The 20778-nt window shown below is 70.9% G+C and carries 13 protein-coding genes, 2 tRNA genes and 10 pseudogenes; 6 read left to right on the top strand and 19 right to left on the bottom strand.

Annotated elements, in window-relative coordinates; translation table 11 throughout:
• Positions 1 to 87: 87 nt before the first annotated feature.
• The gene (locus L2X98_RS00990) at positions 88 to 309 is read left to right on the top strand and encodes a hypothetical protein (RefSeq protein WP_259612054.1); all 222 of its coding nucleotides are present in this window, start codon (positions 88 to 90) and stop codon (positions 307 to 309) included.
• Positions 310 to 435: 126 nt separating this feature from the next.
• A complete protein-coding gene (locus L2X98_RS00995; RefSeq protein WP_259612055.1) occupies positions 436 to 567 on the top strand; it encodes a hypothetical protein in 132 nt (43 codons plus the stop codon).
• Here L2X98_RS00995 and L2X98_RS01000 read toward each other — a convergent pair.
• From L2X98_RS01000 to L2X98_RS01035, 10 genes and pseudogenes are all read right to left on the bottom strand, one after another.
• Positions 557 to 1561, bottom strand: coding sequence for a D-alanine--D-alanine ligase family protein (locus L2X98_RS01000; RefSeq protein WP_259612056.1), 1005 nt, complete (start codon positions 1559 to 1561; stop codon positions 557 to 559). The two genes, L2X98_RS00995 and L2X98_RS01000, sit on opposite strands and share 11 nt — an antisense overlap.
• A gap of 5 nt (positions 1562 to 1566) precedes the next feature.
• Positions 1567 to 2633, bottom strand: a pseudogene (locus tag L2X98_RS01005) (NAD(P)H-dependent glycerol-3-phosphate dehydrogenase); the annotation flags it as partial.
• Between the two features lie 25 nt (positions 2634 to 2658).
• Positions 2659 to 3410: pseudogene (locus L2X98_RS01010) on the bottom strand (lysophospholipid acyltransferase family protein).
• Between the two features lie 23 nt (positions 3411 to 3433).
• A pseudogene (murA, locus tag L2X98_RS01015) lies at positions 3434 to 4760 on the bottom strand (UDP-N-acetylglucosamine 1-carboxyvinyltransferase).
• Positions 4761 to 4824: 64 nt separating this feature from the next.
• Positions 4825 to 5436, bottom strand: coding sequence for a 3-isopropylmalate dehydratase small subunit (leuD, locus tag L2X98_RS01020; protein ID WP_259612057.1), 612 nt, complete (start codon positions 5434 to 5436; stop codon positions 4825 to 4827).
• Entirely contained in the window at positions 5394 to 6227 is an 834-nt protein-coding gene (locus tag L2X98_RS19635; RefSeq protein ID WP_435526292.1) for an aconitase family protein, read from the bottom strand. The genes leuD and L2X98_RS19635 overlap by 43 nt, the downstream gene beginning before the upstream one ends.
• Positions 6212 to 6607 (bottom strand): annotated as a pseudogene (locus L2X98_RS19640) (aconitase family protein). The gene L2X98_RS19635 and the pseudogene L2X98_RS19640 overlap by 16 nt, the downstream one beginning before the upstream one ends.
• Before the next feature lie 67 nt (positions 6608 to 6674).
• A pseudogene (locus tag L2X98_RS19645) lies at positions 6675 to 6896 on the bottom strand (aconitase family protein); the annotation flags it as partial.
• A gap of 134 nt (positions 6897 to 7030) precedes the next feature.
• Positions 7031 to 8063, bottom strand: a pseudogene (locus L2X98_RS01030) (TerC family protein).
• A gap of 216 nt (positions 8064 to 8279) precedes the next feature.
• Positions 8280 to 8355: transfer RNA gene (locus tag L2X98_RS01035), tRNA-Glu, on the bottom strand.
• Positions 8356 to 8451: 96 nt separating this feature from the next.
• On the opposite strand from L2X98_RS01035, the gene L2X98_RS01040 reads away from it, so the two are divergent.
• Entirely contained in the window at positions 8452 to 9090 is a 639-nt protein-coding gene (locus tag L2X98_RS01040) for an MBL fold metallo-hydrolase (protein ID WP_259612058.1), read from the top strand.
• Here the strand turns inward: L2X98_RS01040 and L2X98_RS01045 are convergent, their stop codons facing one another.
• Positions 9091 to 9921 (bottom strand): hypothetical protein, encoded by an 831-nt coding sequence (locus L2X98_RS01045; RefSeq protein ID WP_259612059.1) that lies wholly within the window; start codon positions 9919 to 9921, stop codon positions 9091 to 9093.
• A 78-nt stretch (positions 9922 to 9999) separates the two neighbouring features.
• On the opposite strand from L2X98_RS01045, the gene L2X98_RS01050 reads away from it, so the two are divergent.
• Positions 10000 to 11871, top strand: coding sequence for an ArnT family glycosyltransferase (locus L2X98_RS01050; protein WP_259612060.1), 1872 nt, complete (start codon positions 10000 to 10002; stop codon positions 11869 to 11871).
• A gap of 6 nt (positions 11872 to 11877) precedes the next feature.
• Here the strand turns inward: L2X98_RS01050 and L2X98_RS01055 are convergent, their stop codons facing one another.
• The 8 genes and pseudogenes from L2X98_RS01055 to L2X98_RS19655 form a co-directional block, all read right to left on the bottom strand.
• Positions 11878 to 12153, bottom strand: coding sequence for a hypothetical protein (locus L2X98_RS01055; protein WP_259612061.1), 276 nt, complete (start codon positions 12151 to 12153; stop codon positions 11878 to 11880).
• A 96-nt stretch (positions 12154 to 12249) separates the two neighbouring features.
• A tRNA-Gln gene (locus L2X98_RS01060) sits at positions 12250 to 12321 on the bottom strand.
• Between the two features lie 70 nt (positions 12322 to 12391).
• Positions 12392 to 13909 (bottom strand): glutamate--tRNA ligase, encoded by a 1518-nt coding sequence (gltX, locus tag L2X98_RS01065; protein ID WP_259612062.1) that lies wholly within the window; start codon positions 13907 to 13909, stop codon positions 12392 to 12394.
• Positions 13910 to 13919: 10 nt separating this feature from the next.
• Positions 13920 to 15141, bottom strand: a pseudogene (locus L2X98_RS01070) (MFS transporter).
• Between the two features lie 17 nt (positions 15142 to 15158).
• Positions 15159 to 15926 (bottom strand): fumarylacetoacetate hydrolase family protein, encoded by a 768-nt coding sequence (locus L2X98_RS01075; RefSeq protein WP_259612063.1) that lies wholly within the window; start codon positions 15924 to 15926, stop codon positions 15159 to 15161.
• A 26-nt stretch (positions 15927 to 15952) separates the two neighbouring features.
• A pseudogene (locus L2X98_RS01080) lies at positions 15953 to 17052 on the bottom strand (branched-chain amino acid aminotransferase).
• Positions 17053 to 17099: 47 nt separating this feature from the next.
• Positions 17100 to 18163 (bottom strand): annotated as a pseudogene (locus L2X98_RS01085) (3-isopropylmalate dehydrogenase).
• A 19-nt stretch (positions 18164 to 18182) separates the two neighbouring features.
• Positions 18183 to 19747 (bottom strand): annotated as a pseudogene (locus L2X98_RS19655) (MFS transporter).
• Between the two features lie 91 nt (positions 19748 to 19838).
• On the opposite strand from L2X98_RS19655, the gene L2X98_RS01100 reads away from it, so the two are divergent.
• Positions 19839 to 20387: a TetR/AcrR family transcriptional regulator gene (locus L2X98_RS01100; RefSeq protein ID WP_259612064.1), complete on the top strand. Its 549-nt coding sequence runs from the start codon at positions 19839 to 19841 to the stop codon at positions 20385 to 20387.
• A 116-nt stretch (positions 20388 to 20503) separates the two neighbouring features.
• Positions 20504 to 20761, top strand: a complete 258-nt coding sequence (locus L2X98_RS01105; protein WP_259612065.1) for an LPXTG cell wall anchor domain-containing protein — start codon at positions 20504 to 20506, stop codon at positions 20759 to 20761.
• Positions 20762 to 20778 lie beyond the last annotated feature (17 nt).

A 20778-nucleotide genomic window follows, 5' to 3' on the forward strand; every position in this document is an offset into this window, starting at 1 on the left:
GCGACCGTCGTCCCCATTCTGCTTCACCGCGCGCTCCCCGCCGTCCTGCGGCGCTCCGGCGACCCGGGTGCGGGTTAGCCTGGAGGGGTGACCCGAACCCGACTCGGCCGCGCGGCCGCCGTCCTCGCACTGGCGCTCGCTCTGGCCGGGTGCTCCACGACGGTCTCGCTCGAGCCGGCCAAGGATGCGAACAACCCCAAGTGCGCGGCGATCATGGTCCGCCTGCCCGGCAACCTCGACGGCCAGCAGCGGGCCTGGACCGACGCCCAGTCGACGGCCGCATGGGCAGCCCGACCCGGATCATCATGACCTGCGGCGTGACCCCGCCCGGGCCGAGCACCATCAAGTGCGTCTCACTGGGCGGAGTGGACTGGCTCGTCGACGAGGCGCAGCGAGCCCGACTTCCGCATCACCAGCTACGGGCGCACGCCCGCGGTGCAGCTGTTCGTCGGCGGCGGGGACGCCTCGGTGGACCCGAATGCGGTCCTGACCCAGCTGGGCCGGCTGGTGGCGGCCCAGACGACGCAGAACGCGAAGTGCACCGCTCCGGACACCGTCAGCGGCTGAGAGCCGTGTTCAGCAGATCAGAGATCAGCTCGCGGTAGCTCATCCCGCTGGCGATCCAGCACTTCGGGAACATCGAGATCGGGGTGAAGCCCGGCATGGTGTTCAGCTCGTTGACGAAGAACTCGGTCCCGGTGAAGAAGAAGTCCACCCGCGCCAGTCCCTGCCCGCCCACGGCCTCGAAGGCCCGCCCGGCGATGCGCTGCATCTCGTCGAGCTCGCCGGGCCTCAGTTCGGCGGGACAGACGAGATCGATGCCCGGGGCATCCAGATACTTCGCCGCGAAGTCGTAGAAGTCCCGCCCGGTGATCACGACCTCGCCGGCCACGCTCACCCGGGGAAGACCGCCGTCGCGGCTCTCCAGCACGCCGCATTCCAGCTCGCGGCCGACGACGGCCTGCTCCACCAGCACCGTGTCGTCCTCGGCGAACGCCGTCGCCAGCGCGTGATCCAGCGTCTCCCAGGCGTCCACCCGCGACACGCCCACGCTCGACCCGGCACGCGCGGGCTTGACGAACACCGGCAGCCCGAGCGCCCGGATCCGCTGCTCCCACATCCGGCGGTCGCGGTCCAGCCCCGGACGGGTGACGGTCACCCACGGCACGACCGGCACCCCGGCGGCCTGCAGCACATGCTTGGTGGTGTGCTTGTCCATCCCGATGGCCGACATCAGCAGCCCCGCCCCGGCGTACGGCAGGTCCAGCAGCTCGAGGAACCCCTGGATCGTGCCGTCCTCGCCCCAGCGCCCGTGCAGGATGGGAAGCACGACGTCGACCTCCCCGAGCGAGTGCGTGCCCGAGGCATCCGTCACCTTCAGTTCGCGGCTGCGCGCCGAATCGGGCCACACGATCCGGGTGCCGTTGTCGACGACCTCGGGCAGACGGGCCGGATCGAGCGCGAACTTGTCGGGGTCGTCCTCTTCGAGCACGAAGGCCCCGTCCCGGGTGATCCCGATCGGGATGACCCGGAACCGGTCGCGGTCAATGGCCCGCAGCACTCCCGGCCGTCGCGGCGCTGATGGAATGCTCGCTGGAACGCCCGCCGAAGAGCACCGCCACCGCCGGATTGTCCATTCTCAGTCCTCTCACCCTTCGGTGTGTCGTCGTCGGTGGTCAGGTGCGGGGCGATGTCGCGCGGGTTCATCGCGCCGTCCAGCACGCGCTTGACCTGCTCCACGATGGGCATCTCCACGTGCGAGGCCCGCGCGAGCTCGGAGCACGGGCGCCACGGAGGCCAGCCCCTCCGCCGTCTGGTTCATCTGCTTGACCACGTCCTGCAGGCTGTAACCCTGGCCCAGCAGGCGCCCGGCCGTGTTGTTGCGGCTCAGCGGCGACTGGCACGTCGCGATCAGGTCGCCCAGGCCGGCCAGTCCGTGCAGGGTCTCGGGGTGGGCGCCCTGCGCCACGGCGAAGTCGGTCATCTCGACCAGTCCGCGGGTGATGATCGACGCCTTCGTGTTCTCGCCGTAGCCGACCCCGTCCACGATGCCGATGGCCACCGCGATGAGGTTCTTCAGGACGCCGCCGAACTCGGTGCCGATCACATCGGTGTTCACGAACGTGCGGAAGTACGCGTTGCGGGCGCGGCGGGCGACCGCGTCGGCGGTCTCCTGGCTGGTGGATGCCACGACCGCCGCGGTCGGCTGCTCGCGGGCGATCTCCAGGGCGAGGTTGGGGCCGGACGCGACCGCGATGCGCGCCGGGTCGCAGCCCAGCACCTGCTCGAGCACCTGGCTCATCCGCAGCCCGGTGCGCCGCTCGATCCCCTTCATCAGCGAGACGATCGGCACCTCGGTGTGCGCGACCAGGGGCGCACGGTCTTCAGGATCTCGCGCGCGGACTGGCTCGGCACGCACACGTACACCTGCTCCGCGGCGTCCAGCGACGTCGCCAGATCGGGTGTCGCCGAGATCGTGCGGGGCAGGTTGATGCCGGGCAGGTACCGGCTGTTGCGCTTGGCCTCCTGGATCTCCAGTGCCATCTCGGGCCGGCGGGCCCACATCGTCACGTGCGCGCCGCCGTCGGCGAGGATCTTCGCGAACGTGGTCCCCAGCTGCCCGAGCCGAGCACGGCGACCCGGGTGACGGCTTCGTGTCTAGGGCTCAAGTCGACCGGTCTCCTTCTGCCCGTGGGCGGCCGGATTCCAGCGTTCGGGCGGGGCGGGGATGCCGCGCAGCTGCGACAGCAGGGCGGCGATGCGATCCATCACGAGGGTCGTCGCCCGGGCGAGTGCCGCCGGCTGCGCATGCGCCTGCTGCCGGTAGGCGCTCAGGTCGACCGGGTCGCCCACGATCACCGTCACGTGCCGGCGCGGCGGCCAGAGCCGGAGCCTGCCGTAGCGCGGGAGGATCTGCTTGCGCCCCACTGCGCCATCGGGATGAGGGGGATGTCGCCGGCCAGGGCGAGCCGCACCGCGCCGCTCTTGCCGCGCATCGGCCACAGCTGCGGATCGCGGGTCAGCGTGCCCTCGGGGTACACGACCACACCGCGACCGTGCTCCACGAGCGCGCGCGAGGTCTCCAGGGTCTGCCGGGCACCGGCGGACGAGGCGGAGCGGGCGACCGGCACCATGCCGGTCGCGCGCAGCGCCGCGCCGAGGACGGGCACGCGGAACAGGCTCTCCTTGGCCATGAACCGCGGTCCGCGGCCCAGGCGCCAGATGGCGATGGCGACGATGAGCGGGTCGATCTCGCTGTGGTGGTTCACCGCGACCACGTACGCACCCTCGCGCGGGAGCTTCTCGCCGCCGATGATCTCGATCTTCGCGATCAGCCCCACGACGGGCACGACGATCGCGGCCAGGAGCCAGAACACGCTCGGGCGCGTCTTCTCGCTGGACGCGCGCAGTCGCGCCTTGCTCTCCCCCACGCTCACTCCAGGATGTCGAAGTCGGCGCCCAGGGCGGCGAGCTTGCTGAAGAACTTCTCGTATCCGCGGCTGATGATGCCGACATTGCGGACCGTGGACTCCCCGGTCGCGGTCAGGGCCGCGATGACGTGGCTGTAGCCGCCGCGCAGATCCGGGACGGTGATGTCGGCGCCGCTCAGCGGCGTCGGACCGTTTATCACCGCGGCCTGCTCGAGGTTGCGACGCGGGACCCGCCGGGGGCCGTCCTGCAGTCCGTGCGGGTGCACGACGATGTCGGCGCCCATCTTCACCAGGGCGTCGGTGAAGCCGAAGCGGTTCTCGTAGACGGTCTCATGCACGATCGACTCGCCGTGCGCCTGGGTGAGGGCGACGATCAGCGGCTCGCTGCCAGTCCGTCATGAACCCGGGGTGCACATCGGTCTCGACCGTGACCGGCCCCAGGTCGCCGCCGCGGCGGAAGAGGATGCCGTCCTCGCGGATGTCGAAGTCGCCGCCGACCTTGCGCACGACGTTCAGGAACGTCAGCATCTCGGGCTGGCGGGCTCCGCCGACGAAGATCTCACCGCCGGTGGCCAGCGCGGCGCTGGCCCAGCTCGCGGCCTCGTTGCGGTCGAAGACCGCGCGGTGGGTGTAGCCCTCCAGCCGATCGACGCCCTCGATGAGGATCACGCGGTTCGGCTCGTACGAGATGATGGCGCCCATCTTCTGCAGCACCGCGATCAGATCCATGATCTCGGGCTCGATCGCGGCGTTGCGCAGCTCGGTCGTCCCGCGCGCGCGCACGGCGGTCAGCAGCACCTGCTCGGTCGCGCCCACGCTCGGGTAGGGCAGGTGGATGTTGGCCCCGGCCAGCCCGCGCGGTGCGGACAGCCGGATGCCGCCGGGCAGCTTCTCCACGATCGCACCGAACTTGCGCAGCGCGTCCAGGTGGAAGTCGATCGGACGGTCGCCGATGCGGCAGCCGCCGAGGTCGGGGATGAACGCCTGTCCGAGCTGGTGCGGCAGCGGTCCGCAGAACAGGATCGGGATCCGCGACGCGCCGGCGTGCGCGTCGATCTCCTCCATGTGGGCGGAGGCCACGTCGGATGGATCGAGATGGATCGTGCCCTCGTCCTCGCCGTCGGTGACCCGCACGCCGTGGACCTCCAGCAGCGAGCGCACCACGGCGACGTCGCTGATGTCGGGGACGTCGTGCAGGACGCTGGGCGTCTCGCCGAGCAGGGCGGCCACCATCGCCTTGGTCACCAGGTTCTTGGCGCCCTTCACGTCGACGCGTCCCCGCAGCGGGTGGCCGCCGCGGATCGCCAGCGTCTCACCCGACCCTCCCATCCGGCCGCCGGTGGATGTCAAGCCGTTCAGGAGTGTCATGCGGTGTTGCCTCACAGTGTGGGAATCATTCGGCAGATGGCGTCGGCACCGGGAGGGTGCGCGGTCGCCAGCTCGCCCGACGCGCCTCGTAAGCGGCGATTCTGTCTTCGCTGCGGAGGGTGAGCCCGATGTCATCGAGGCCCTCCAGAAGCCGCCACCTAGTGTAATCATCGATCTCGAACGGCACCTGGATGTCGCCCAGTGTCGCCGTGCGCGCCTGCAGGTCGACCGTCATCCGGACGCCGGGCTGGGCTTCGATCGCGCGCCAGAACCGCTCGGCGTCCGCCTCGGAGATCACCCCGGTGACCAGGCCCTGCTTGCCGGCGTTGCCGCGGAAGATGTCGGCGAAACGGGGACTCAGGACCACCTGGAAGCCGTAGTCGCGCAGCGCCCAGACGGCGTGTTCGCGGCTGGATCCGGTGCCGAAGTCCGGGCCGGCCACCAGCACCGAGGCGTTCCGATACGGCTCCTGGTTGAGCACGAATCCGGGGTCCTGACGCCAGCTGGCGAACAGGGCGTCCTCGAATCCGGTCTTGGTGACGCGCTTGAGGTAGACGGCGGGGATGATCTGATCGGTGTCGACGGCCGAGCGCTTCAGCGGCGCCGCGATCCCGGTGTGCGTGGTGAACTTGTCCATCTCAGGCCTCCGCTCCGACCGTCGCGGTCTCCAGATCGCTGGGGCTGGACAGCGTGCCGCGGATCGCGGTGGTTGCCGCGACCAGCGGCGACACCAGGTGCGTGCGCCCGCCCTTGCCCTGGCGCCCCTCGAAGTTGCGGTTCGAGGTCGACGCGCAAGCGCTCGCCGGGCGCGAGCTGGTCGGGGTTCATGCCCAGGCACATCGAGCATCCGGCGAATCGCCACTCGGCGCCGAACTCCTCGACGATCTTGTCGATCCCCTCGGCTTCGGCCTCCAGTCGCACGCGCGCCGAACCCGGGACCACCATCACGCGGACGCCGTCCGCCTTGGTATGCCCCTGGATGATCGACGCGAACGCGCGCAGATCCTCGATCCGACTGTTGGTGCACGACCCCATGAACACCGCATCGACCGGCACATCCTTCAGCCGGGTGCCCGGCTGCAGGTCCATGTAGGTCAGCGCGCGTTCGGCGGCCGCCCGCTCGTTGGGGTCGGCGAACTGCTCGGGCGACGGGATGACGTCGCTCAGCGACACGCCCTGGCCGGGATTGGTGCCCCAGGTCACGAACGGCTCGAGCTCGCTCGCGTCCAGGTACACCTCGGCGTCGTACACAGCGCCCTCATCCGAGGGCAGCGTGCGCCAGTAGGCGACGGCCTCGTCCCAGTCGGCGCCCTTCGGGGCGTGCGGGCGCCCCTCCAGGTAGGCGAACGTGGTCTCGTCCGGGGCCACCATGCCGGCCCGCGCGCCGGCCTCGATCGACATGTTGCAGATCGTCATCCGGCCTTCCATCGACAGCGACCGGATGGCGCTGCCCGGTATTCCAGGACGTAGCCCTGGCCGCCGTTGGTGCCGATCTTGGCGATCACGGCGAGGATGATGTCCTTCGCGGTGACGCCCGGCTTGCAGTTCGCCCTCGACCGTGATGGCCATGGTCTTGAACGGCTTCAGGGCAGCGTCTGGGTCGCCAGGACGTGCTCGACCTCGCTGGTGCCGATCCCGAACGCCATCGCGCCGAATGCGCCGTGCGTGGAGGTGTGGCTGTCGCCGCAGACCACGGTGATGCCCGGCATGGTCAGACCCAGCTGCGGCCCGACGACGTGCACGATTCCCTGTTCCCTGTCGCCGAGCGAATGCAGCCGGACGCCGAACTCGGCGGCGTTGCGGCGCAAGCGTCTCGATCTGGGTGCGGCTGGTGATGTCTGCGATGGGCTTGTCGATGTCCAGCGTCGGGGTGTTGTGGTCTTCGGTGGCGATCGTCAGGTCGAGGCGGCGCACGCCGCGGCCTTCGGCGCGCAGACCGTCGAAGGCCTGGGGGCTGGTGACCTCGTGCACCAGGTGCAGGTCGATGTAGATGAGGTCCGGGCTTCCGTCCTCGCCGCGGACGACGACGTGGTCGTCCCACACCTTCTCGGCCAGGGTGCGCGGATGCTGGGGGACGGTGGACGCAGGGGTGCTCATGTTCTGTCGTTCTCCTCGGGGAAAGGGATCAAGCCCGCGACGAACTCCGCGACGAGGAAGGCCTGAGAACTAGGACTCGTCGCGGCCGCTAAGCAGAAGTCGAGCGATCCGCACGTGCCCAGAATACCACCGCGTCACCGGTGGTCGCCCCCGACGGGACCATCGTCGGCCGCCGGCGCCACGGCCTTCTTCTCGCGACGCGCCGAGATGAGGCTGGCCAGCGTCGCCACCGCCATGGCCACCACGATGACCAGCAGGGAGGTCACGGTGGAGATCTCCGGGGCCCAATCCACCGGCTGCCCGCCGTTGATGAACGGCAGCTCGTTCACGTGCAGGGCGTGCGCGAACAGCTTGACGCCGATGAAGGCGAGGATGAACGCGATGCCGTAGTGCAGATAGCGCAAGCCGGTCCAGGAGCCCGCCGAGCAGGAAGTACAGCTGGCGCAGACCCATCAGCGCGAAGATGTTCGCGGTGAACACGATGAACGCGTGGTGGGTGATCCCGAAGATGGCTGGAATGGAGTCGATGGCGAAGATCAGGTCGGTCACTCCGATGGCGACGAAGACCAGGATCATCGGCGTCCAGGTGCGCACGCCGCCCACGGTGGTGCGCAGCTTGGAACCGTCGTAGTGGTCGCTGATGTTGATGAACCGCCGCAGGAACCGCACGATGCCGGTCTCGGTCTCGGCGTCGCCCTCGTCCTTGCCCGGGAACGCCTGGCGCCAGGCGGTGTAGACCAGGAACAGGCCGAAGACGTAGAAGATCCAGCTGAAGTTCTCGATCAGTGCGGCGCCGAGGAGGATGAAGACGCCCCGCAGCACGAGGGCGATGATGATGCCCACCATCAGCACCTCCTGCTGGTAGCGCCGCGGCACGGCGAACTGGCTCATCAGCAGGACGAACACGAACAGGTTGTCGATGGACAGGCTGTACTCGGTGAGCCAGCCGGCGACGAACTGGCCCGCGGCATCCGAGCTGCCGGTGACGGCGAACATGATGACGGCGAAGATCAGCGCGAGGGCGACGTAGAACGCCACCCACAGCGATGCCTCCCGCATCGACGGGATGTGCGGACGCTTGAGGATGATCAGCAGGTCGGCGGCCAGGATCAGCACCAGCACGATGAGCGCGGTGACCTCGAACCAGACGGGGATCACGAAATCCATGGGGGCCCTTCGGGAGTTCGACGATGAGTCGAAAGTCTCTCCCCCGCCGACGGCGGTGCGCGTCCGGAAGCCCTCCGACGGGCTCCGTGATGACGAACGCGCGATGTACGGGATACTCCCTCTCGCTCGACCAGTCTAGCCGGATGTCGGCGCCCGCCCGGACCTCGGCCCGACGACGAACGAGCCCCTTCCAGAAGGAAGAGGCTCGTTCGGTGTTGGTGACCCCAGCGGGATTCGAACCCGCGTTACCGCCGTGAGAGGGCGAGGTACTAGGCCGCTATACGATGGGGCCGTCAGGCAACCGTTCAATTATGCCATGGCCGCGCACCCCGGCAAAATCGGCTCGGCACCGCTTGCCGGGCCCGCGCGCGGGGAGTTGACTGCAGGTATGCGAGTGACCAAGCACGAACACGCCGCCCTCCTGATCGAGGCCGAGGGCAAGGCCCTCGTCATCGATCCCGGCACCTTCACCAGCCCTCTGACCGACCTCGGACACGTCGTCGCGATCGTGCTCACCCACGAGCATCCGGACCACTGGACGCCGGAGCACCTCGACCGGATCCTCCGGGACAGTGGCGGGGTCCCGATCTATGCGCCCGCAGGGGTGGCGGCCGTCGCTGCCGGGTACGACATCACCGTGGTGGCCCCGGGCGACACCGTGTCGATCGCGCCCTTCACGCTGGAGTTCTTCGGCGGCCGGCACGCGGTGATCCACGAGACGATCCCGGTGGTCGACAACGTGGGAGTGCTGGTGGATGACCGGTTCTACTACCCCGGCGACTCCTACACCGTCCCGAAGGGGCACGAAGTCGCGCTGCTGGCGGCGCCGGTGGGCGCCCCGTGGCTGAAGATCGGCGAGGCGATGGACTTCGTCCTGGCCGTCGCGCCGCGCCGGGCCTTCGGAACGCACGATATGACCCTGTCGGTGATCGGCCGCGAGGCGGGCCGGCAGCGGCTGAAGTGGGCGGTCGAGCAGGGCGACGGCGAGTTCCTCGCGCTCGAGCCGGGCGACGCCGTCGACATCTGATCAGCTCCGGGCATCCGGGAAGTCCCCGGTCAGCCACACCCCGACGGTCTCGCCGTGGACGGACATCCGCACCCATCTCGTCGGCGTGCGCTCGGCGTCAGCGTCGGCGTCGGCGAGCATCGCCATCGGGGAGAAGTCCGCCACCGCATCCTGCCCCCGCGGCGCGCACCCCGCGGCCAGGATCGGCAGGTAGTCCCCACCCTCCGGCACCCGGTCCGCGACCACGAACATGCAGTTCCGCCCGTCCGTCGTCCGCACCGCCCAGGCGCGCATTCCCTGGAACGTCTCACTCACGGTCAGCGTCTTCGGGTCCATGTCCCAGATGTCCATCAGCGAGCGGGCCTGATCGTTCCGGTCGACGTCGGCCAGCAGCCGCGGCGACATCGTGAGCACCGCGTCGGGCCCGGAGAGTCCGCTCTGCGCCGGCAGCACCCCGGTCGCCCCGCCGGCCCACAGGCTCACCAGCACCGCGGCGACGAGCCCGATCGCGCCGAGGACCCCGCCGCGTGCGGCCGGCGACAGGCGCGCCGGCCCCGGCCCCGGCGCCTCGGATGCCGCGGCCCGCACCCGAGGTGCGGTCGGCGTCGTCCGGGAACGAGCTGCGGGCGCGGCATCCTCCCCCGCCGCGGAGAGCGGCGCCTCCTGCGCGGTGCGCCCGTCCGGGGCGAGCACACGCACGGCGCCCGCCTCGCGGGCCATGCCCTCGAGCGTGGCCAGCCGCGCCGCCGCGCGGGTGTCCGCCGCGATGTCCCCGCCCGGCGCATATGCGCGTCGCCGCAGGGCAGCCAGTTCGGCGGCGAGCGACGGGGACAGCGGGACGTCAGTGGCCATACGTCGATTCTGGCCCACACAGTCGCTTCATAGCGCCCCCTGGGCCGGCGCTGTCCCCGACCGCCTAGCGTCCTGCTCATGGCCGCCCTCTCCCCCGCCGCGCCCCTGACGCCCTCCGCACCCCGGACGTGGGCGCGCATCCGCCGGCCGACGCCCTGGGCGCAAGCGCTGGCGACGCTCGGCGTGGTCAGCGGCATCCTGACGATCTGGGGGTCGTGGGCCGGGTCGCGGTCGGACTACTACGCGGCCATCGCGGTGTCGATGAGTCAGAACTGGTCGAACTTCTTCTTCGGCGCGTTCGATCCGGCCGGCACGGTGACCCTGGACAAGATCCCGGGGTCGTACTGGATCCCGGCGCTGTTCGTGAAGGCGTTCGGCTTCTCCACCTTCACCGTCGTCCTGCCCAATGCGCTGGCGGCTGTCGCCGCGACGCTGCTGGTGGCCGTCACCGCCAAGCGGATCGCGGGGTCGGTCGGGGGTGTGGTCGCCGGAGCCGTGGTGGCCACGACGCCGATCCTCGTGGCGGTGTCGCGCTCCAATCAGCCCGAGTCGTTCTTCGTGCTCGGCCTGGCCCTGGCCGCATGGGCGGGGATGCGCGCGATCGAGGGCGCCCGGCTGCGCTGGCTCGTGCTGGCCGGCGTCTTCATCGCCGCCGCGTTCCAGTGCTACATGCTGGAGGCGTGGGCCGTGTGGCCGGCCCTCGCGGCGGCCTATCTGTGCACCCGACAGCGCTGGTGGCGTCGGGTGTGGCACCTCGCTGTCGCCGGCGCCCTCAGCGTCGCCCTGTCGGTGGCGTGGATCGCGACGGTCGCGCTGATCCCGTCCGGCAGCCGCCCGTATGTCGGCAGCACGCTGCACGACTCGCCCTGGGAGATGGTGTTCGGGTACAACGGCCTGGGCCGGTTCGGGCAGGCCACCTCGGATGCCGACGCTTACAACTCGTTCACTCCCCCGTTCTCGGGCGATGCCGGCGCGCTCCGCCTGTTCAACGACCAGCTGGCCGGTCAGATCGGCTGGCTCATCCCCACCGCGCTGGCGGCCCTGGCCCTGCTGATCGCCCTGCGCGTCCGGGCTGCGGTGTGGGTCCTGCTGGGGGTGTGGATCCTCACCTTCGCCGTGATGTTCTCCGCGGTCGCCGGGATGCACCAGTTCTACACGGCGGCCCTCGCCGTCCCGATGGGACTGGCCATCGGCGTCGCGTTCGGTCGTGCCCACCAGCGCGGGCGGCGCGGGCCGCAGATCGCGCTGGTGGCCGTCGCGGCCGGCACCGCACCGGTGATCGCCACGATCTACCGCGGCTACTCGGTGCCGGTGGCCGTCGCGCAGGCGGTCCTCGGCGGCGCCGCCGTCCTGCTGATCGCGCTCCTGACCCGCAAGCGGGGACGGATGCGGTGGATGACGGCGTCGCTGGCGCTGGTCGGGATGCTGCTGACCCCGACGGTCTGGTCGGCGGTCACGATCGCCGATCCCAGCTCGACCAATCCGGTCGCCGGGGGCGTCAGCGACATCCCCGTCACCACGTCCGCGCGTGCGCGCGGGTTCGCCGCGTTCGGCGCGCGACGCGACGGGGGACGGTTCGGGGGCGCGCTGACGGGAGGCACGGATGACGCGCGGCTGCTCTCCTTCCTGAAGCAGAACGCCGGCGACTCCCGCTATCTGCTGACGGTGTTCGGCGCGCAGGCCGCGGCCCCGCTGATCATCGCGTCCGGGGGCGCCGCGATCCTGCCGGTCGGCGGCTTCAGCGGCAACGACCCGGTGCCCACCGCGACCGCCTTCACCGCGATGGTGCAAGCCGGCGACATCCGCTATGTCCTCACCTCGGGACGCGGCGGCGGCTTCGGCGGCAGCGGCACGACCACCTCGGGTCAGATCCTGACCTGGGTAGAATCGCACTGCACGAGTGCCACGACCGAGGACGCGTCGGGGCTGTACGACTGCGCACCCGACTGAGCGCGCTCAGGCTTCGCGCACGCTGACCAGCTGCCATCCCTCGGGGACCTGCGACCGCAGCGTGGCCATGTCGGCGGCCTGGATGTCGTCGACCCCGTCCCGGCGCGCCATCTTCGCGCGCAGGATGATCAGGACGGAGGCCTTCGCCATCGTGGCCGCGGCATCCGTGAGCGCCCAGCCCGGCGGCACCTGGGCGTCCACCTGCGCCCGGGCGGCGTCGATGCCGTCGGCCTCCACAGTGATCTCGCGGACCTCGACGGGACGGATTCGGCCGAACAGCATGAGCCCAGGCTAGTACGCGTCCGGCCCGCATCCGCGCCACGGGCCGCGTCCGGCGGAATGAGAAAACCCCCGCCGGAGCGGGGGTTTCTCTGAGCGCTGGGGTACCTGGACTCGAACCAAGAATGGCGGTACCAGAAACCGCTGTGTTGCCAATTACACCATACCCCAAGGGGCTTCGACCGAAGTCGTGCCGAGGATCAAGTCTAGACGACGGTCCGGCTGCGGACAAACCGAGCGGTCACCGGGCGAGTCGCGCGACGAGCAGTCCCAGGCGGCGCAGGGTCTCGTCCTTGCCGAGCAGCTCCATCGACTCGAACAGCGGCGGCGAGACGCGTCGCCCGGTCACCGCCACCCGCAGCGGACCATAGGCCAGGCGCGGCTTCAGACCGAGCTCGTCCACGAGCGCGACCGACAGCGCCTGCTGGATCGCGGCGGCGGCGAAGTCGGCCCGCGGGATGTCCTGCACGGCGTTCACCGACGCCACCAGCACTTCCCCCGCGTTCTCGCCGAGGCCCTTCATCGCGTCGTCGGCGTACTCGACGTCGTCGGTGAAGAGGAACCCGACCAGGGCCGGCACCTCGCCCAGCAGCTGCACCCGCTCCTGCACGAGCGGGGCCACCGCGGTGATCAGCCGCTGCTGCTCCGGCGTGACGTCCTCGCCGACGAGACCGGCGGCACGCAGGTAGGGCACGATGCGCGTCGCGAAGTCGGACGGCTCCAGCATCCGGATGTGGTCGCCGTTGATCGCCTCGGCCTTCTTCTGATCGAAGCGGGCCGGGTTCGGGTTGACGTCGACGATGTCGAAGGCGGCGGTGAACTCGGCCAGCGAGAACACATCGCGGTCGGGTCCGATCGACCAGCCGAGCAGCGCCAGGTAGTTCAGCAGGCCCTCGTGGATGAAGCCCTTCTCGCGCTGCAAGAACAGGTCGGCTTGCGGATCGCGCTTGGACAGCTTCTTGTTGCCGGTCGCGCCGAGCACGAGCGGCATGTGACCGAACCGGGGCATGAAGGTGGCGATGCCGGCGGCGATGAGCGCGTCGTACAGGACCAGCTGCCGCGCCGTGGAGGGCATGATGTCCTCGCCGCGGATGACGTGCGTGATGCCCATCAGGGCGTCGTCCACCGGGTTCGTGAACGGATAGAGCGCCTTGCCGCCGGCGCGCACGATGACGAAGTCGGGGAACGACCCGGCGGGGAAGGTCACCTCGCCGCGGATCAGGTCGACGTAGGTCAGGTCCTCGTCGGGCACGCGGACGCGCCAGGCCGGTTCCCGTCCCTCGGCGCGGAACGCCGCCTTCTGCTCGTCGGTCAGCTCGCGGTCGAAGTTGTCGTAGCCGAGCTGTGCGGCTCGTCCGTTCGCCGCGTTCCGGGCATCGATCTCGGCGGCGGTCGAGTAGCTCTCGTAGACCCGCCCGGCCGCGACCAGCCGCTCCAGCACGTCGGCGTAGATCCCGGTGCGCTGCGACTGCCGGTACGGTCCGTGCGGACCGCCCTTCTCGACCCCCTCGTCCCAGTCGATGCGCAGCCAGGTCAGCGCGTCGACGAGCTGGCGATAGCTCTCCTCGCTGTCGCGGGCAGCATCCGTGTCCTCCACCCGGAAGATCAGCGTGCCGCCGGTGTGTCGCGCGTATGCCCAGTTGTAGAGCGCCGTACGCACCATGCCGACGTGCGGCAGGCCGGTCGGCGAGGGGCAGAAGCGGACGCGCACGTCGGGTCCGGCGGCGGTCGTGGTCAGGGGGTGGGGCGCGGAAGACACGCCCTCCAGCCTAGTTCGCCCGGGTGCGTCGCCCGAGCGGTGACAGACCCGCCACCACGGCGACGATCACCAGCGCGCACAGCGCGAGCCCCCCGTACCCGATCCAGGACAGCAGCACGCCGGCAAGGACCGCGCCGACCGCGCCGACCAGACTCATCAGGAAGTCGTTGCGCCCCTGCCGGCGGGTGCGACGGTCTTCGGCGGATGCCTCGGTCAGCAGCGCCGCACCGGAGACCGTGGTCGCGCTCCAGCCGAGACCGAGCAGGACCAGCGCCACCGTGACCGCCGGAGTCGAGGTCTGCCCGAGCGCCGCCGTGACCAGCGAGGCGACCAGCAGGGCCTGTCCCAGCAGGCACGGTCGGGACCCGCCCGATGCGGTCGGCGAGGATGCCGAACACCGGTGAGAGCGCATACATCCCGGCGATGTGCAGGCTGATGGTCAGGCCGATGATCTCCAGGGTCGCGCCCGCGTGGATGAGGTGGACCGGGGTCATCGCCATCACCGACACCATGACGCCGTGGGCGCCCGCGATCGCCAGCATCGCATAGCGGGCGGGCACCGGGCGGTCGGCATGGGCGACGCGGGTGCCGGCCGCCGAATGATGCGCCGTGATCCGCATCGCCAGTCGCAGCGGGTCCGGTCGCAGCGCCAGCAGGTACAGCGCGATGCCCATCGCCTGGGCGACGATCGTGAACAGGTACGGTCCGGTCAGCGTCGGCATCCCGAGCGCATCGCCGATGACCTCGCCCGGTCCCACGAGGTTCGGGCCGAGCACGGCGCCGATCGTGGTCGCCCACACGACGATGGACAGATCGCGTCCGCGCGAGCTGTCGGTGGCCAGGTCGGCCGCGGCGAAGCGCGACTGCAGATTCGCCGCCTGGCCGGCGCCGACCAGTGCGAAGCCGGCGATCAGCAGCGGGAAGCTGCGCGCGCCGGTCGCGACCACGACGAGGGCGACGCCGATGATGGCCACCAGCATCCCGGTCGCCAGTGACGGCCGCCGCCCGCCGCGACGGGCGAGGGCGGCCAGCGGCACCGCGGTGAGGGCGGTGCCCAGCGTCACCGACGCCGTCGCCCAGCCGGAGAACGCCTCGTCGCCGGAGAGATCGGCGGCCAGCACCGCGCCCAGCGACACCGTGGCGCCGAACGCGAGTCCGCCCAGGATCTGTCCGAGCGAGAGGACCCACACGGTTCGCCGCTGGATGCGGCCCAGCTGCGCGGGATCGGGCAGCACTGCGATGGATGTCGTCACGCGGCGCGGGCGGGGTTGCGCAGGATCCCGAGACCGGTGATCTCGACCTCGACGCTCTGCCCGGCGGTGAACGGCCCCACCCCGGCCGGGGTGCCGGTCAGCAGCACGTCGCCGGGCAGCAGGGTGAACGCGGCCGAGGCGTAGGCGATGATGTCGGGCACCGAGTGCACCATGTCCGAGATCGGTCCCTGCTGGCGCACCTCGCCGTCGACCCGGGTGGTGATCACGGCGTCGCCGGCCGGATCGAACTCGGTCTCGACCGCGGGACCGAGCGGGCAGAAGGTGTCGAAGCCCTTGGCCCGCGACCACTGCCCGTCGTTGCGCTGCAGATCGCGCGCGGTGACGTCGTTGGCGATGGTGTAGCCGAACACGTACTCCAGCGCCCGCTCGGCCGGAACGTTCTTGGCGATCTTGCCGATCACCACCGCCAGCTCGCCCTCGAAGTCGACCCGCTGGGACTGCGGCGGCAGCACGATCGCGTCGCCCGGCCCGATCACGGAGGTGTTCGGCTTGAGGAACAGCATGGGCGCCTCGGCGACCTCGTTGCCCAGCTCCGCCGCGTGGTCGCGGTAGTTGCGGGCGACCGCCACCACCTTGGAGCGCGGGATGACCGGCGCCAGCAGGGCGACGTCCGCCAGCGGGACCCGGTCACCGGTGGTGTCGAGTCCGGCGAACATCGGGTCGCCCGCGAGGACGACCAGGTCGGTCTCGTCGACGATGCCGTACTTGATGGAGCCCTGGTGGCTGAACCGCGCGATTCTCACCGCATCAGCCTAGTCGTGCCGCTCCCTCAGGCGTCGAGCCGCACGAGCCAGTCGTGCGTGTCCGCGCGACGTCCGTACTGGATGTCGGTGAGCTCTTCGCGCAGCGACGTGGCCAGGTCGCCGGTGGGCTGCGGGTCCACGAAGTCGTGGCCCTTCAGGGTGCCGATCGGCGCGACCACGGCGGCGGTGCCGCAGGCGAAGACCTCCACGATCTCGCCGGATGCCACGCCCTGCCGCCACTCGTCGAGCGAGACCGGCCGCTCGCTGCACCTCGTGGCCGCGATCCCGGGCCAGCTGGAGCAGGGACTCACGGGTGATGCCCTCCAGGATCGAGTCGGAGGCCGGGGTGACCAGCGTCCCGTCCTTCCGCACGAACACCACGTTCATGCCGCCGAGCTCCTCGACGTTGCGGTCCTGGTCCAGGAACACGACCTGGTCGCAGCCCTGGTCGGCCGCCTCGGCCTGGGGCAGGAGGCTCGCCGCATAGTTGCCGCCGGTCTTGGCCGCCCCGGTGCCGCCGCGGCCGGCACGTGCATAGTCCTCGCTGAGCCAGATCGAGACCGGCTTCGCGCCGCCCTTGAAGTAGGCGCCCACCGGGCTGGCGATGACGCGGAACGACACCTCGCGCGCCGGACGCACGCCCAGGAACGCCTCGGAGGCGAACATGAACGGCCGCAGGTACAGGCTCTGATCCTCGCCGCCGGGCACCCAGTCCCCGTCGACCGCGATCAGCTCGCGCAGCGACTGCACGAAGGTGTCGACCGGCAGCTCGGGCAGTGCCAGCCGCCGCGCGCTTGCGCTCGAGCCGCCGGCCGTTCTGGTCGGGCCGGAACGTGTGCACCGATCCGTCCGCGTGCCGGTAGGCCTTGATGCCCTCGAAGATCTCCTGCCCGTAATGCAGCACGGCCGCGGCCGGGTCGAGCGAGAGCGGTCCGTAGGGCTCGACCCGTGCGTCGTGCCAGCCCTCGGTGGAGGACCACGAGATGCCGACCATGTGGTCGGTGAACACGGTCCCGAACGACGGGTCGCGCAGCAGCTCCGTGCGGCGGGCCGGCGGAACGGCGGACGGGTTGCGGGTCACGGTGAAGGCCGCCGTGGCGGTGGCAGATGCTGCGGAGAGGGTCATGTCAGGTCCAAACGTCGAAGGTGGCGGCGACGCCCACGTGTCTCAGATTACGCCCGCAGCCGTGCGGCGATCGCGTCGCCGATCTGCGCCGTCGTGCGGGATGCCGCGCCCCGGCCGGCGATGTCGTCCTCGACCGCGCGCGTGACGCGGTCGGCGTCGCCGGGCAGCCCGAGGTGGTCGAGCAGGAGGGCGATGGACAGGATCGCGGCCGTGGGATCGGCCTTCTGCTGTCCGGCGATGTCCGGTGCCGAACCGTGCACGGGCTCGAACATCGACGGGAACGCGCCGTCCGGGTTGATGTTCCCGGATGCGGCCAGACCGATGCCTCCGGTGACGGCGCCGGCCAGATCGGTCAGGATGTCGCCGAAGAGGTTGTCGGTGACGATCACGTCGAAGCGACCCGGGTTCGTGACCAGGAAGATGGTCGCGGCATCGACGTGCAGGTAGTCTACGGCAACGTCCGGATGCTCCGCGGCCACGTCGTCCACGATCCGCTTCCACAGCGACCCGGCGTTGACCAGCACGTTCGTCTTGTGCACGAGGGTGAGCCGGTGCGCGCGCCGTTCGGCGAGGTCGAACGCGTAGCGCACGACGCGCTCCACGCCGTAGGCGGTGTTCACGCTCGTCTCGTTCGCGATCTCGTGCGGTGTGCCGCGGCGGATGCTGCCCCCGTTGCCCACGTACGGCCCTTCGGTGCCCTCGCGCACCACGACGAAGTCGACCGATCCGGGGTCGGCCAGCGGCCCGGCAGACCCCGGGTAGAGCCGTGCCGGGCGCAGGTTCACATAGTGGTCGAGTTCGAACCGCAGCTTCAGCAGGAGGCCCCGCTCGATGTTCGCTCCCGCCAGACGGGGATCGCCGGGTGTTCCCCCACGGCACCCAGCAGGATCGCGTCGTGCCCCTTGATCGCGGTGAGGTCCTCGTCGGTGAGCGTGTCGCCGGTCGCGAGGTAGCGGCCGGCCCCCAGCGCGAAGCGCGTCTTCTCGAATCGGATGTCGCTGCCCGCGGTCGCGGCGTCGAGCACCTTCTCCGCCTCGGCGACGACCTCCGGTCCGATCCCGTCCCCGGCGATGACCGCCAGCTTCACGACACGCGACTGTGCATGCTCCAACACGGCACTCCTCTGCGACTCACTCGACGCTGTTCTGGTTCCCACCCAGAGTAGTGGCCGCGATCACGCCGGCTGCCACGACCAGGGCCGCCCCGATCAGTGCGGCGGCCCCCACGCCCGCGTCGAACGCCGTGGCGGCGGCCTCGTGCAGCGCCGCGCCGACCGCGCCCGGCAGTCCGGACGCGGCGTGCACCGCGCCGGCGAGCGTCTCGCGGGCCGCGTCGGCCACCGCCGCCGGCACGCCGGCCGGCACGGCGAGGGTGCCCCGGTAGACGGCCGTCAGCAGCCCGCCGATCACGGACGTGCCCAGCACGGTGCCCAGCTCGTAAGCGGTCTCGGAGACCGCGCTGGCCGCACCCGCCTTGGCCGCCGGGGCGGAGGAGAGGATGAGCTCGTTCGAGACGGTCTCAGCCGCCCCCACGCCGATCCCCAGGCTGATCGAGGCCAGGATCGTCGGCCACAGTGTGTGCGGGCCGGTGGTCAGTGCGATCCCGACGTATCCCGCCGCGGAGAACACCAGCGCGGCCGGGATCACCACCCGCGGCGAGACCCGGGCCGAGATCGGGACGACGATCAGGCCCGCGGCGATCATCGCCGCCAGCGACGGCACCAGCGCGAGCCCCGACTCCAGCGGCGACAGCCCGACGATCAGCTTGCAGGTGCTGGGCGACGAAGAACAGGAACCCCACCAGCGCCACCACGCTGAGCAGGTTGACCAGCAGTGCGCCGGTGAACACCCGGCGGCGGAACAGTGCCATATCCAGCATCGGCGACGGGACGCGCAGCTGTCGGCGCACGAAGAGCACCCCGAACAGCACGCCGATCGCCAGCAGCGGCAGCACCATTCCGCCCAGGCCGACCACCGCCATCTCCTTGATCGCGTACACGATCGGCACCATCGCCCCGATCGACAGCGCGATGCTGATCGGATCGATGCGCCCGGGCGCGGGGTCGCGACTCTCCGGCACGAGCAGCGGGGCGAGCACCAGCAGCGGGATCAGCACGGGGACGGCCATCAGGAACACCGAGCCCCAGGCGAAGTGCTCCAGCAGGATGCCGCCGACGATCGGGCCGAGGGCGGCCCCGGCCGAGAACATCGCGGCCCACACCGCGATGGCCAGGCGCCGCTGGCGGCGGTCGGTGAAGACGCTGCGGATCAGCGACAGCGTGGAGGGCATCAGCATGGCGCCGAACACGGCCATCGCCGCGCGCCCGGCGATCAGCCACTCGGCTGTGGGCGCGAACGCGGTGGCCGCCGACACCAGGGCGAAGCCGGTGGCGCCGATCAGCAGCATCCGACGCCGGCCGAACCGATCCCCCAGTGTCCCCATCGTCACCAGGAGCGTGGCCAGCACCAGTGGGTAGGCGTCGATGATCCACAGCTGCTGGATGCTCGTCGGCTCGAGCTCGAGCGCGATCATCGGCAGGGCGAAGCTGAGCACGGTGTTGTCCACCGAGATGAGCAGGCACAGGCAGCATCAGGACGGCCAGGGCGGCCCAGGCGCGCCCGCCGGCGCGCGCCGGACGCGGCGCGGACCCCGCGGGGATGCGGGCGGGGTCGGGAGTGGGGCTGAGCACGGTCATGACGATCTCGTTCGGTGGCGGCAGGACGATACTGTACCGTCCAGCCGGTATACTAACAGCATCCCCGTCCCCCGCCGATACGATCGAGCCCATGAGTCGTCCGCCGCATGCCCGCGAGAGCGTCCTGGACGCGTTCGCGCAGATCCTCATGGACGACGGCGAGCGGGCGGCGACGATGGATGCCACGGCCCGCGCGGCGGGCGTCTCCAAGGGCGGCCTGCTGTACCACTTCGCCACCAAGGACGCGCTCGAGGCGGCGCTGATCGAGCGGCTCCGCGTCCTCGTCGACCAGGATGTCGAGGAGATCAGCAACGCTCCCGAGGGCGTCGTGGCCGCCTATGTGCGCACGTCGATGATGGAGGGCACCGCGCTGGATCGCGCGCTCCTGGGCGTGTCGCGGCTCGCCCAGGGCGGGAGTCCGGCCGCCGGCACCGCCCTGCACGAGATCCGGGAGCGCTGGGCGGACGCCGTACGTCCGCATGTGCGCGACGAGACGGCGCTGCGCCTGGTGCTGCTGGTCTCGGACGGCCTGTACTTCAACAATCTGCTCGACGCGACGGCATCCGGCCCGCTCGCCGACTCGTCCGAACTGGACGCGCTGGCCGCTCTCGTGCGCGACGTCACCGCGCCGGGCGACTAACACAGCCGGACCGGCGCCGCAAGGCCTGGCGCCCCGCCGCGCCGTGTCGGATGATGGAGGCCCGCCGCGGCGCGACCCATCACGCCGTGGTCAAGGACACACGGAACGGAGCGACCATGAGCATCGGACTCGGCATCGTCCTCTTCGTCATCGGAGCGATCCTCGCCTTCGCCCTGCACATCGACGTGGGGTGGGTGGACCTTCCGCTGGTCGGCTACATCCTCATGGCCGCGGGGGTCGTCGTCTTCATCGTGGGGCTCGTGTTCCTCATGCGCCGGCGGCGCACGATCGCGACCTCGCACACCTCGGTCGACCCGCGCAGCGGCGACACGGTGCGCCGCGACGAGACCTCCGCCCCGGACGACACCATCTGAGCGACGCGCACCCGGCC

The organism is Microbacterium elymi, from assembly GCF_021582895.2.
In the GTDB taxonomy this organism is placed as follows: domain Bacteria; phylum Actinomycetota; class Actinomycetes; order Actinomycetales; family Microbacteriaceae; genus Microbacterium; species Microbacterium humicola.